Origin of the sequence: Acinetobacter sp. HR7, from assembly GCF_000773685.1 — a bacterium.
Classification (GTDB): Bacteria; Pseudomonadota; Gammaproteobacteria; order Pseudomonadales; family Moraxellaceae; genus Acinetobacter; species Acinetobacter thermotolerans.
Window position 1 is genome coordinate 16292 of sequence record NZ_JPQO01000210.1, and the last position, 13154, is coordinate 29445.

11 protein-coding genes are annotated in these 13154 nt (G+C 48.1%); all 11 read left to right on the forward strand.

What is annotated here, in order from left to right; genetic code table 11:
- Positions 1 to 6: 6 nt before the first annotated feature.
- The 11 genes from GW12_RS13480 (at position 7) to GW12_RS13530 (ending at position 13039) form a co-directional block, all read left to right on the forward strand.
- Positions 7 to 1284, forward strand: a complete 1278-nt coding sequence (locus tag GW12_RS13480) for an O-acetylhomoserine aminocarboxypropyltransferase/cysteine synthase family protein (protein WP_034588467.1) — start codon at positions 7 to 9, stop codon at positions 1282 to 1284.
- A gap of 298 nt (positions 1285 to 1582) precedes the next feature.
- A complete protein-coding gene (locus GW12_RS13485; RefSeq protein ID WP_034588469.1) occupies positions 1583 to 2470 on the forward strand; it encodes an SDR family NAD(P)-dependent oxidoreductase in 888 nt (295 codons plus the stop codon).
- Positions 2471 to 2688: 218 nt separating this feature from the next.
- On the forward strand, positions 2689 to 3471 hold the full coding sequence (gene hisIE, locus GW12_RS13490) for a bifunctional phosphoribosyl-AMP cyclohydrolase/phosphoribosyl-ATP diphosphatase HisIE (protein ID WP_034588472.1): 783 nt from the start codon (positions 2689 to 2691) through the stop codon (positions 3469 to 3471).
- Between the two features lie 15 nt (positions 3472 to 3486).
- Positions 3487 to 4989 carry a UvrD-helicase domain-containing protein gene (locus GW12_RS13495; protein ID WP_034588475.1) on the forward strand — a complete coding sequence of 501 codons (1503 nt, stop codon included), beginning with the start codon at positions 3487 to 3489 and terminating at the stop codon, positions 4987 to 4989.
- 31 nt (positions 4990 to 5020) lie between these two features.
- A complete protein-coding gene (locus GW12_RS13500) occupies positions 5021 to 6409 on the forward strand; it encodes an AAA family ATPase (RefSeq protein ID WP_034588478.1) in 1389 nt (462 codons plus the stop codon).
- 412 nt (positions 6410 to 6821) lie between these two features.
- Positions 6822 to 9659: a monovalent cation/H+ antiporter subunit A gene (locus tag GW12_RS13505; RefSeq protein WP_034588479.1), complete on the forward strand. Its 2838-nt coding sequence runs from the start codon at positions 6822 to 6824 to the stop codon at positions 9657 to 9659.
- 4 nt (positions 9660 to 9663) lie between these two features.
- The gene (locus GW12_RS13510) at positions 9664 to 10029 is read left to right on the forward strand and encodes a Na+/H+ antiporter subunit C (RefSeq protein ID WP_034588481.1); all 366 of its coding nucleotides are present in this window, start codon (positions 9664 to 9666) and stop codon (positions 10027 to 10029) included.
- On the forward strand, positions 10029 to 11840 hold the full coding sequence (locus GW12_RS13515) for a monovalent cation/H+ antiporter subunit D (protein ID WP_034588485.1): 1812 nt from the start codon (positions 10029 to 10031) through the stop codon (positions 11838 to 11840). The genes GW12_RS13510 and GW12_RS13515 overlap by 1 nt, the downstream gene beginning before the upstream one ends.
- Positions 11840 to 12358, forward strand: coding sequence for a Na+/H+ antiporter subunit E (locus GW12_RS13520; protein WP_034588488.1), 519 nt, complete (start codon positions 11840 to 11842; stop codon positions 12356 to 12358). The genes GW12_RS13515 and GW12_RS13520 overlap by 1 nt, the downstream gene beginning before the upstream one ends.
- On the forward strand, positions 12355 to 12630 hold the full coding sequence (locus GW12_RS13525; RefSeq protein ID WP_034588490.1) for a monovalent cation/H+ antiporter subunit F: 276 nt from the start codon (positions 12355 to 12357) through the stop codon (positions 12628 to 12630). The genes GW12_RS13520 and GW12_RS13525 overlap by 4 nt, the downstream gene beginning before the upstream one ends.
- Before the next feature lie 10 nt (positions 12631 to 12640).
- The gene (locus GW12_RS13530; protein ID WP_034588491.1) at positions 12641 to 13039 is read left to right on the forward strand and encodes a Na+/H+ antiporter subunit G; all 399 of its coding nucleotides are present in this window, start codon (positions 12641 to 12643) and stop codon (positions 13037 to 13039) included.
- Positions 13040 to 13154 lie beyond the last annotated feature (115 nt).

The window sequence follows — 13154 nt, forward strand, 5'->3', positions numbered from 1 at the left end:
ATCACTATGACTTACAAACCAGAAACTTTAGCCATTCACGCCGGTTACACCCCTGAACCAACCACCAAAGCCGTAGCAGTGCCGATTTATCAAACCACTTCTTATGCTTTTGATAATACCCAGCATGGTGCTGACCTGTTTGATCTGAAAGTTCAGGGCAATATTTATACCCGCATCATGAACCCAACCACTGCGGTACTGGAACAACGTGTTGCAGCGCTGGAAGGCGGGATTGGCGCACTGGCACTGGCCTCTGGTATGGCTGCAATTACCTACGCGATTCAGACCATTGCTGAAGCCGGCGACAATATTGCTTCGGTTTCAACTTTATATGGCGGTACTTATAACCTATTCGCACATACCCTGCCAAAACAAGGCATTGAAGTACGCTTCTTTGATTATCAGAATCCGGAAGCACTGCGTGACCTGATTGATGACAAAACCAAACTGGTCTTTGTGGAATCAATTGGTAACCCACTCGGTAATATTATTGACCTCGAAGCAATTTCCAAAATCGCCCATGAATACGGTGTACCAGTAATTGTCGACAATACGGTGGCAACTCCTGTGCTGCAGAAGTCTTTTGATTTCGGTGCCGACATTGTGGTGCACTCACTGACCAAATATATTGGCGGTCATGGTAATTCGATCGGTGGCATTATCGTGGATAGCGGTAAATTCCCGTGGGGCAACTATCCAGAACGTTTTAAAGCGCTGAATACGCCTGATCCAAGCTATCATGGCGTGAATTATGTCGAAGCACTCGGTGAAGCTGCTTATATCGCCCGTGCCCGCGTAGTGCCACTGCGGAATACTGGTGCTGCAATCAGCCCACAAAACGTATTCCTGATTCTACAAGGACTGGAAACTTTAAGCCTGCGTATGGAACGCCACACCTATAACGCGCTGAAAGTTGCAGAATATTTGCAACAACATCCAAAAGTAAAATGGGTCAATTATGCCGGTCTGAAAGACCATCCACAGCATGCCTTGGCGCAAAAATATGTGAAAGGCAAACCTTCTGCAATCCTGACTTTTGGTGTGGAAGGTGGCCGTGAAGGCGGTGCGCGTTTTATCGATGCCCTGCAATTGTTCACCCGTCTGGTCAATATTGGGGATGCCAAGAGTCTGGCCTGCCACCCGGCAACCACGACTCACCGTCAGCTCAATCCAGAAGAACTCAAGTCAGCTGGTGTCAGTGAAGACATGGTTCGTCTGTCGATCGGGATTGAACATATTGATGACCTGATTGCCGACCTTGAACAGTCGCTTGCAGCCGTCTAAGCGCCATTTTGAAGCACGAAACTCCATCATTTTTGATGGAGTTTTTTTATGATCACTTTACTTTTCCCGAGCTTTATCCTATGGTTAGATCACTATAAATATCAATTGAAACATAGTTTAAAAATAGAGCAATTACTCTAAAAATCCTCTTATTTTCAATCACTTATTCTCTAGATTTTCCTGCATATTTGTTTATTATATAAAGACTCCAAGGTGTACAAAGTTTTGTACATATCTACGTAAAAACCAAATAAGAAAAAACGTAAATCTACAGCGCATTATTCAGGAATAAATAACCGTGAAATCCAAACTACAGAAACATTTGAAGAAACGAGTTCAAGGCAAAACCATCCTCATTACTGGCGCATCCAGTGGTATCGGTCTGACTGCAGCACATCGTCTGGCAGATGCAGGTGCACATGTTTTACTCGTGGCACGTACCAAAGAAACCCTTGATCAAGTCAAAGAAGAAATTGAAGCTAAAGGGGGGATGGCTTCGGTTTTTCCTTGTGATTTAAATAATCTTGAAGCAATTGATGAAGTCGCGAAGCAGATTATGGCCTCTGTCGACCACATTGATATCCTGATCAATAATGCTGGCCGTTCCATCCGCCGTGCCGTGCATGAATCAGTAGATCGCTTCCACGACTTTGAACGGACCATGCAGCTGAATTATTTCGGTGCTGTGCGTTTGGTGATGAATATCCTGCCACACATGATGATGCGTCGTCAGGGCCATATCATTAACATCAGCTCGATTGGTGTCTTGGCCAATGCTACCCGCTTCTCGGCGTATGTGGCATCAAAAGCTGCACTGGATGCTTTCAGTCGTTGTCTGTCTGCAGAAGTGAATTCGCACAAGATCGCGATTACTTCAATCTATATGCCACTGGTACGTACGCCAATGATTGCGCCAACCAAGATCTATAAATATGTGCCAACGCTGTCTCCTGAAGAAGCATCGGATCTGATTGCCCATGCGATTGTGAAACGTCCGAAGAAAGTGGCGACCAATCTGGGCCGTCTGGCATCGATCACCTATGCGATTGCCCCAGACATTAATAACAAGCTGATGTCGATTGGCTTTAATCTGTTCCCAAGTTCATCTGCTTCTGTCGGCCAGCCACAAAAACTGAATTGGGTGCAAAAAGCATATGCGCGTATCTTCCCGGGTGAGCACTGGTAAGTTTTATTCAAACTCGATTTGCATCAAGCCGCCAACAGGCGGCTTGATTGTTTTGATCACGCTTCAATTGAAATAGCCCGTACAGTCACGACAGATCCTGTCATTTCACATGCAGATTTTTGCCGCAAACGCTCCCAGATCACGTACACTATTCACCGGATATTTTTAATCCGCATAACTGCAACATTTAATTTCTGATTTAACAAATGGACACCCTTATGAATAACCTGCAATGGCTCGATGAAGTAAAATTTAACGAACAAGGTCTGGTACCTGCCATTGCTCAGCATCATCAAACTGGTCGCGTATTGATGGTAGCGTGGATGAACCGTGAAGCACTGGCATTGACTGCAGAGAAGAATCAGGCCGTGTATTTCTCACGTTCTCGCAACAAGTTATGGCATAAGGGCGAAGAATCTGGTCATTTCCAGACCGTACATGAAATCCGTCTGGACTGTGATGCGGATGTGATCATTTTACAAATCGAACAGCATGGTGGTATTGCCTGCCATACCGGTCGTGAATCCTGCTTCTACCGCAAATTGACACCGAATGGCTGGGAAATTGTCGATGCACAAATCAAGGATCCAGTAGCAATCTACGGCGAAAAATCAAAAAATCCGCATACCCTTGCCATGAATGCTTCTAATGCCAAATCAGAACAGGTCGAAGTACTGTCTTATCTGGGTAAAATGATGGCAGACCGTAAAAAAGCTGATCCGGATTCTTCTTATGTCGCTAAGCTGTATCACAAAGGCCTGAATAAAATTCTGGAAAAAGTTGGTGAAGAAAGTGTTGAAACCATCATTGCTGCCAAAGATTTCAAATTTGAAGCCAATGAAGACAACAAAAATGACCTGATCTACGAAGTGGCAGACTTGTGGTTCCATACCATCGTAATGCTGGGTTACTTCGACCTGGATCCACAACTGGTACTGAATGAACTGGCACGCCGTCAGGGTCTGTCCGGTCTGGTTGAAAAAGCCAACCGTCAGCACTAAGTCTTGAATTTACCTGTGTCAGCGACTAATAAACCGAGCGCCACCTATGAGCAGGCCACTGCCATTGATAACGCACGTCTGGGCAAATCCTTTAAGGTCATTGCCTATGCCGGCACAGGTAAAACCACGACTTTACAGATGATCAGTGATGCCATGCCCGAGCGGCGTGGCATGTATCTGGCATTTAACAAGTCGATTGCCACTGAAGCACAAAATAAATTCCATCGCGGTGTGGATTGCCGAACGTTCCACTCGCTGGCCTTCCGCAGTGTTCCACGTGGAGTCACCGATAAGCTGCGCCTGCCACGTCTGAGTCCAAGTTTTATTGCCAAGGAATATCGCCTTGAGCCGATGACCTTGCGCCGTATGATGGGCGGTCGTTATGAAAAATATGTGATGATGCCGTCACGCCTAGCCAGTCTGGTCGCCAATGCAGTCAGCTATTTTTGCTCGACCAGTTCGCAGTACCCTGCCCCGCGACATATTCAGGCGCCGAGCTGGCTGCATCCAGATGATGTCGATGCCTTGCAGAAAAAGCTCTACCCAGCTGTTGAACGTCGCTGGCTGGAATCCATTGATCCGAATCATCAGGCCGGCATCGGACATGACATTTACCTGAAACTGTGGGCATTGTCTGAACCGAACATTCCAGCTGATTATGTCCTGTTTGATGAAGCCCAGGATGCCGATCCACTGATGCTGGGCATTTTACTGAAACAGCGCAGCACTCAAGTGATTTATGTCGGTGATGCACATCAGCAGATTTATGCCTGGCGTGGTGCGGTCAATGCCATGCAGCAATTGCCACTCCCGGAATCACGTCTGACCACTTCCTTCCGTTTTGGTCCTGAGATTGCCCTGAATGCCAATGCCATTTTGGGTGCACTGAATGAAACTGTGCCCTTGCTCGGCAACCCGCATTTAAATTCTAAAGTGGTCAATAAACCGCATACCAAAATGCGCGATGCGATTTTATGCCGGACCAATGCCCGGGCGATGGAGCTGCTGCTCGCGGGTCTGGTGCGTGGTGAAAAAGTCAGTCTGCAGGCCGATCATGCCAAGCTGAATCGTTTTGTCGATGCCGCGGCGATGCTAAAACAGGGCAAACGCGTAGTCGATGTACCGGAACTGGCTTGGTTTAATTCCTGGCATGATGTACATGAATACTGCGAAACCAATGAGGGCAGTGACATCAAGCCACTGGTCAAACTGGTGGATGAACATGGCACCGATCCGCTGAAAAGTGCCTTGGCCAAAATCACTCCGATTGGTCAGGCTGAATACATCATCTCCACAGCACACAAGGCCAAAGGCCTGGAATGGAATCGCGTGCATATCGAAGATGATTACCAGTTCAAACTGAATGAAAAGGATCACAAGATCAGTGATGAAGAGTTAAGGCTGCTTTACGTGGCCTGTACACGTGCTAAAGTAAGCTTAAATATTCACCACATTTATGACCTGATTCAACAGCTGAAAATCACAATGCCTCAATCTTTGAGACAAGCAGCCGGCTAGGCATGGATGTAGGCATCACGATAGGTGGTCTATGCAAGTCGAATCCATACAACTGAAACACTCCCTGCACTTTTCTGATATTAAACTCGAATTTCATTATCACAAGCTGCCAGTCACGCTAATTCTGGGTGATCAGGGTAGCGGCAAAACCGCCCTGCTGCGTCATCTATATCAGGCACTGACCTGGTTTGCGGCACGTTACCGTGACCTGCGTACCGCCGGTGTGGTGATGCTGGATCAGGACATCATGCAGCACCGGCTGCAATCCAAAATTGACATCAAAGTTCGTTTCCCCGAAGAAATTGGCAGCTTTCCTGAAAGTAGCGACCAGCAAACGGTTTCCACCCAGGAATGCAGCTGGCAACTGTATAAAACCCTGAACAGCCAGGGTGTAGGACTAAGTAAAGCTGAAACCACGCAGCTCGAAGCTATGATCAGCTTGTATCAAAAAGCTTTGGCCAAAGACCCAATACTCGGTCTGCCGCTGATCGCCTATTACCCGGCAGAGCGTTTCGTCAATGAAATCAATCTGCTCAGCAAAAATAATCCCGCGATTTTCCAGGCTTCACATGCCTATGAAGTCGCGGCCATTCCCTTTACAACTTTTACCCGCTTTTTTGAATGGTTCCGGGAAATCAGTGATATTGAAAATGCCCAGAGCGCACAGATTCTGGAACAAATCCTAAACCATGCATCACAGCAGGAAAAAAAACACAATCTGGATGAACTGGCCAAACATATTGAACACGCGCAGATTCAGGTAAATACCCCGAGCCTCAACAGCTTGCGTGAAGCCTTAGCCATTGTGCTGCCGGAAGTGACCAATCTGTATCTGCAATACCAGCCGAAAATACAGCTGATGGTCACCTATCAGGGCCGTACCCAAACCTTGCAACAGTTACCGAACAGCATCCGCAACTGGATTGCCTTGATCGGGGATATCGTGCGCCGGTTATGTCTGCTCAATCCGAAAAGCCTGTTCCCTTGCAAGGAAGGTAACGGCATTTTGATGATTGATGGTATTGACCATCAGCTGGATCAGGACATGAGTGCGGTGATTCTCTCGCGTTTGAATCAGGCTTTTCCTGGGCTGCAGATTGTGGCAACCGGTAATCGTCCAGAACTGCTGGAACAGGCTGCTGAATTTCAGTGCCTGCAACTGGAAGACCAGCAACTGTATGCCATTCAACCTGACAATATTCAGCACCAGTTTGAACAACTCTATGCAGAATTGGGACTCGATGCAACGGAAGAAGAGTTGGAGGCAGAGGAACACAGCCTGACAGAACCGGAAATCGAACAGGTCACGCCTGAATCAATGTTGCAATTGATCCAGCAACAACTGGATGAAAACCAGCAGCAGGAACTGCTCCGCTTACTCAGCCAGAAAGATAGTCAGATTTCTCAGCCACCCTTTTAAAATTCAAAATGAATAAAAGCCCATCTCTCTTGCGATGGGCTTTTTATTTTGTAAGTAAACAAGCTCAGCCAATTTTCTCAATAGAATCGTGAAGTTTGATCTTTATTTTCGCTCTTATCTGAGCCGTTTGTTTAAGCGGGCACCCCATCAATCCTCATCTAATTCGTATAATGGTCAAGGCGTGCACAAAATGATTGATGTTGTTGTTGTCCTGTAATATGATCGGAATTACTTGCATTTTTCATTGTAAAATCGGAATTTGCTATCGTTTACGAGTTGCGCAATACAACTGCTTTAATTCTTTTGAATACGTTTTTGGTTTTCAAGATTGAGACATTTGGACTGCTCTTTGCCGTCCTGTAATCCTTGAAAGATAATGATTCACCCTAGGTTTATGACCTAACTCACGACAATGGATACGAGTGTGCTGCCGATTATTATATTGTTACCCTTAGTATTAGGCACAACCCTTGTCTCGTGGCTGAAACGATTTTCGCGCGAGGTAACCGCCTTAGGCGCAATTGCCATCAGTCTTAGCAGCTTTGCCTTACTCCTGAGCCAGGCCCCTGCCGTATTCGGCGGTGCAGTCATTACTGAAAGCTGGTCCTGGCTACCTCAGCTAGGTATTGATTTTAGCTTTCGTCTGGATTCTCTTGGCTTGTTGTTTGGCCTGCTCATTAGTGGTATCGGTACTCTGATTTATATCTATGCCTATTATTACCTGAGTCCCAAGAATTCGCTGAGCAAGCTTTATCTGCTGCTGATGCTGTTTATGGCTGCCATGCTCGGGATTTCATTGTCGAACAACTTGATGATTCTGCTGGTGTTTTGGGAACTCACCAGTATTTCTTCATTCCTGCTAGTGGGTTACTGGAGCAATTATGATGCGGCCCAGCGCGGTGCACGGATGGCACTGACCATTACCGGGATGGGTGGTCTGGCGATGCTCGGTGGTTTTATTCTGCTCGGTCAGATCACTGGAACCTATCAGATTGATACCATCCTGACCATGACCGAACTGATCCAGTCGCATCAGCTATTTATCCCTACATTATTGCTGATCCTGCTCGGCGCATTTACCAAAAGTGCACAGTTTCCGTTCCATTTTTGGTTACCGAATGCCATGGCTGCCCCCACTCCTGTGTCTGCCTATCTGCACTCGGCCACCATGGTAAAAGCCGGCCTGTTTCTGGTGGCACGCCTGTTGCCGATTTTTGCTGGTGCTGCGCTGTTCCATAATATTGTCACCTTTATCGGCCTGTTTACCCTGTGTATCGCCGCCTTCTTTGCCATTTTTAAGGAAGACCTGAAAGGCCTGTTGGCATACTCCACCATCAGCCATCTGGGCCTGATCATGTGCCTGCTCGGCATTGGCACACCATTGGCAGTGGCCGCTGCAATTTTCCATATCATCAACCATGCTACCTTCAAGGCAGCACTGTTTATGATTGCCGGAATCATTGACCATGAATCTGGTACCCGGGACCTGCGCAAGCTGTCCGGCCTGTGGCAATTACTGCCTTATACCGCAACGCTGACCATGGTTACTGCGGCTTCAATGGCAGGTGTTCCGCTGACCAATGGCTTCTTGTCCAAGGAAATGTTCTTTACCGAATTGCTGGCCAATTTAAACGGCCCGGTCCTGATTGTTTCAGCGATTGTTGCGACACTGGCCGGGATCTTCGCCGTGGCTTACTCAGTCCGTTTAATTCATGGCGTATTCTTCGATGGCCCGGTTGGCCCCTATGTCCCGAATAAAAATGCCCATGAACCGGCTTTTGGCATGCGTGCACCAGCAACTTTTCTGGCCATACTATGTATTTTAGTGGGTCTGCTCCCTGCCCTACTGGTCGAAGATATCGTCAATAGCATCACCCATGCGGTGACACAAAATTCTTCCTTTGAAGGTGTGCATCTGGCGATCTGGCATGGTTTTAACGCGCCGTTATTGATGAGTGTGATCGCACTGGTCGGTGGGGTACTATTCTATTTTGCACTGGCTAAAAAAGGCACCATTCGTGAAATTGATCTGGATCCCATGCTAGGAAAATTACAAGGCCGGATCCTGTTTGACCTGTTCCTAAAATCCCTATTACTGAATGCCCGTACGTTCCGCCGCGCCACTGAAAATGGCAAGCTGCAAAGCTATCTGCTCTGGATCGTGATCTTTACGGTTGGGCTGGTCGCGGTTCCACTACTCGGCAACAATTTGAGTACTGGGACACGTGAGCTCACTCATGCGCCGATAATGGCTATTGTCCTCTGGTTGCTACTGTTCTCGGCCTGCTGGATGATGCTGTGGTTCCATCATGAACGGATTAAAGCTGTGTTAATTAGTGGTGCGGTTGGTCTGGTAGTGACCCTGATCTTTATTTGTTTCTCGGCGCCCGATCTGGCGTTAACCCAGATTACCGTCGATGTTGTGACGACAGTCTTGCTGCTGATGAGCCTGTCCCTGCTGCCACAGCTAACGCCTTATGAATCCAGCTCGACCCGTCGCTGGCGGGATGCCATTATTGCGGTTGCCGGTGGCCTTGGCATTGCCTGGATCAGCTGGCTAATTCTGACCCGGGACCATAATTCGATTTCCTGGTTCTTTATGCAGCAGTCTCTGCCTTTAGGTGGCGGTGCTAACGTGGTTAACGTGATTCTGGTGGATTTCCGTGGTTTCGATACCTTCGGTGAGATCACCGTGCTCGGTATTGCCGCAATTGGCGTACTAAGTCTAATGGATGGTATGCGTGCCCACGGCGCCACCATTACTCAGGGTTTGACTTACCGCTTTAACCCCTCCCCTTTAATGCTGCGGGTTACTGCATCCTGGGTATTGCCTGTCGCACTGGTGGTAAGTCTATATATTTTTATGCGCGGTCATAACATGCCAGGTGGTGGCTTTATTGCTGGCCTGATTACCTCGCTGGCATTAGTAATCCAGTATGTCGCGCTTGGTCAGGATCAGGCCGAACAGTTACTCGGTGCCAAGTCTGGACGGCTGTATGAAATCTGGATCGGAGCTGGTCTTAGTATTGCGGGCCTGACCGGGATTGCTGCATGGTTCTGGTCACGTCCATTCCTGACCAGTGCGCATGTGCATGTTCATCCGCCGCTGCTCGGAGATATGCATCTGGCTTCGGCAGCACTGTTTGATGTCGGCGTTTATGTCACCGTGCTCGGCGCGACCATGCTGATGATTTCCGTACTGGGAGACTCACGTCACACCAGTATGACTGGCCCAGTACCAAGAGGATAATGCAATGATCAGTCTCGAATTTTTATTGGTCTCTGCAATTGGACTCCTGACGGCTACCGGAATTTACCTGATCCTGCGAGCACGTACGTTCCCGGTGGTTCTTGGTCTGGCCATGATCGGCTACGCGGTAAATTTATTTTTATTTGCCATGGGTCGTATTCAGCTCAATGCCCCAGCCGTACTGACTGAAACCACCAAATCAACCGACCCATTGCCACAGGCACTGGTATTGACGGCGATTGTGATTGGCTTTGCCACCACCGCCTTTATTGTGCAGCTAGCACTGCGCAGCCGTTATGAATCAGGAACTGACCACGTTGATTCCAAAGAAGACATACCATCACATGACCCGCGTGAGGATGAGCCTTAATGACTGATCTTTACAACTTCTGGGTTCAACACACACCGATTTTCAGCATTCTCCTGCCAGCATTTACCGCCTTTATTCTGGTGCTGCTGGGCAATCCGGGTTCAGGCTCCCTGATTACTGACTGGCGTCAGCCTTGGCGTCGCGGGATTAGCCATATCTCGACCTTCCTCGGTCTGATCATGTCGATTGGCTACCTGATCAGTACCAGTCAGGGACAGATTCAGGTCTATACCTTAAGTGAATGGTCGGCACCTTTCGGCATCATGCTGGTGCTAGACCAACTCTCCGCCCTGATGCTGGTGCTGACCTATGCGCTGGCGGTTCCTGTGATCTGGTATGCTAGCCGCGACTGGGATATTCGTGGCCGGTATTTCCATGCCATGATGCATTTCCTGCTGATGGGGCTAAGTGGTGCTTTCCTGACAGGCGACTTGTTTAACCTGTTTGTGTTCTTTGAAATCCTGCTGATGGCCTCCTATGTATTGTTATTACATGGACAAGGCAAAGCCCGTTTCCAGCTCGGTATTCACTATGTGACCATTAACCTGCTGGCTTCTGCCATGTTCCTGATTGGTTTGGGAATGATCTACGGCAGTGTCGGTAGCCTGAATATGGCCGATGTCGCGCGCCTGATCTCAACGCTGCAACCAGACCAGCACAAGCTGGCCGTTGCCGGTGCCCTGCTACTGTTTGCTGTGTTTGGGATTAAAGCGGCAATGCTGCCGGTCGGTTTCTGGTTACCAAAAACCTATGCCGTAGCGACCACGCCAGTAGCCGCTGTGTTTACCATCATGACCAAGGTCGGGATCTATGCGATTCTAAGAGTCAATGGCACGGTCTTTGATGATGAGTACAGCCATCAGATTCTGATGAATATCCTGTTATTCATTGGTCTGGTGACTTCACTGTATGGGGCCTTTGGTGCCATCGGCACGGATCGTCTGCGCCGTTTTGTCGGCTTTATGATCCTGTCTTCTGTCGGCACCATTCTGATTGCGATTTCCCTGAATACTACCCAGGCCTGGGCCGGCGGTCTGTACTATATGGTACATAGTACCGTGATTGGCGCGACCTTCTATCTGCTCTGTGGCTGGATTACTTCGCAGCGCGGTGAATACAAGGATCATTTCAAGATCGCGCCGCAGATGAAGCAGAATACCTTGGTGTCGATTGTTTACTTCCTGATTGCCCTGATGATGGCTGGTCTGCCCCCATTTAGCGGCTTCTTCGGCAAAATTTTTATTTTGCAGGCCACTGCCGATTCACCTTATCAGATACTAATTATTATCACCGTGCTAGTGGTAAGCCTGCTCAGTATTCTGGCTTTTACCCGGGTCGGTTTTATCCTGTTCTGGCGTTCCAGCAAACCGGATGAAAACATGCATTCTGAAGCACATGCTCAATATCAGGCTCTGCCAAAACGTGCGCCGGCTCGTAACGATAAGGTGATTTACCTGTTGCTAGCTGGACTGATGGCCTATGTGGTATTTGCTTCACCGATCTATAATTATGCTCATAGCACAGCCGTGCAGATAAAAGACCATGCCATTTATGAAGCTGCCTTGCTGAAGCGTGATGCCGAAGGCAATGTGATTAGCGTACAGCCATTTAATCCAGAATATGTGCCGGAAACCAAATATGGTGGTGAAGTCCAAGATGCAAATGCACATCTGATTCCTTATATAATTTCGCCGGCGACACTGGAAGGTAAGAATATTTCTGAGTTTAAGCAACGCCAGATTCAGGAACAACAGCATGAACAGCAACGTGCACCAAGCGATAACCAGCTGAAACCACAAGGAGGACCATAATGAAAGAATCATTCTTGCGCCGCTGGTTCCCTCACCCGCTGGTTTCGGTGATTGTCGGCATCAGCTGGGCCATGCTGAATCATAGTCTTGATACTGGAACTCTGGTGACGTCGATTTTTCTGGCTATCCTGATTCCACGACTGGTCCGCCCCTTTATTGACTACACCCCGAATATTCACTGGCTGCCCGCAATCCGCCTGTTTTTTGTGGTGATCTGGGATGTGATTGTGGCCAATATCAAAGTCGCCATATTAGTGCTGGGTCCAACCAAGAACCTGCATCCGAAATGGTTCCGGGTACCGCTGGATACTGAGCATGAGGAAGTGAATGCTTTGCTGGCAATGATCATCACCACCACACCAGGTACCGTGTCTGCCGGAATTGACCAGGACCGCGGTGATATTCTGGTGCATGCCTTAAGTACCGATGATGAGGCAGCAGAAATCGAAACCATCAAACAGCGTTATGAACGTCCACTGATTGAAATTTTTAGTGCACAGAAAGGAGAACAGGTATGACCATCCTACCCTATGCTTTGCTGATCAGTCTGGGCGCTGTGACCATTTCTATGTTCCTGTGTCTGGCGCGTCTGGTTATGGGTCCCTCCATTGTCGATCGCCTGCTAGCACTGGATACCCTTTTTCTGAATGCGACCTGTCTGGTGGTGATCTTAGGGATTTACTGGACCAGCACCTTTATGTTTGAAGGAGCTTTACTGGTGGCGATGCTAGGCTTTGTCTCAACCGCCGCACTGGCACGCTACTTTACCACCGGCCATGTGATCGATTAGGAGAATACGGATGCAGCTTTATTTAGAAATTCTGGTCTCGGTTTTCCTGATTATAGGTTCATTCTTTATGGTGATTGGTGGGATCGGCATGGTGCGTTTGCCGGATCTGTTTATGCGTCTGCATGCCCCGACCAAATCCAGTACTTTGGGCCTCGGCAGTTTCCTGATTGCTGCGATGATTTTCTCGGCGATGTTTGGCCGCTTTGGTTTTGCCGAGATCCTGATTACCCTGTTTGCCTTTATCACTGCACCGGTATCTGCAAACCTGATGGCGCAGGCTGCGTTACATCTACGTTTGCGCTCGATGAGTGGTGAAGTACCCGAAGCATTAGAACGCCCGTTACCATGGCAAAAAACGCGTCGTCGCGCCTTCTATGAAAAAAAGAATCGTGATGAAGATTTAAAATAGAAAAGGCTTTCATCCTTCATTTTCTTTTCTCCCTCTGGGAGAAAAATAAAAAAGAGGGTGTAAATATAAATGAAAGCCCTTTTTCTTTATTTATTCGTAAGCGTCCGCTGAACAC

What these genes read in the sequence shown, in the direction of transcription:
- GW12_RS13525 (WP_034588490.1), top strand. Translation starts at nt 12,355, where the DNA reads ATGACCATCCTACCCTATGCTTTGCTGATCAGTCTGGGCGCTGTGACC.
- hisIE (WP_034588472.1), top strand. Translation starts at nt 2,689, where the DNA reads ATGAATAACCTGCAATGGCTCGATGAAGTAAAATTTAACGAACAAGGT.
- GW12_RS13500 (WP_034588478.1), top strand. Translation starts at nt 5,021, where the DNA reads ATGCAAGTCGAATCCATACAACTGAAACACTCCCTGCACTTTTCTGAT.
- GW12_RS13505 (WP_034588479.1), top strand. Translation starts at nt 6,822, where the DNA reads ATGGATACGAGTGTGCTGCCGATTATTATATTGTTACCCTTAGTATTA.
- GW12_RS13515 (WP_034588485.1), top strand. Translation starts at nt 10,029, where the DNA reads ATGACTGATCTTTACAACTTCTGGGTTCAACACACACCGATTTTCAGC.
- GW12_RS13520 (WP_034588488.1), top strand. Translation starts at nt 11,840, where the DNA reads ATGAAAGAATCATTCTTGCGCCGCTGGTTCCCTCACCCGCTGGTTTCG.
- GW12_RS13530 (WP_034588491.1), top strand. Translation starts at nt 12,641, where the DNA reads ATGCAGCTTTATTTAGAAATTCTGGTCTCGGTTTTCCTGATTATAGGT.
- GW12_RS13480 (WP_034588467.1), top strand. Translation starts at nt 7, where the DNA reads ATGACTTACAAACCAGAAACTTTAGCCATTCACGCCGGTTACACCCCT.
- GW12_RS13510 (WP_034588481.1), top strand. Translation starts at nt 9,664, where the DNA reads ATGATCAGTCTCGAATTTTTATTGGTCTCTGCAATTGGACTCCTGACG.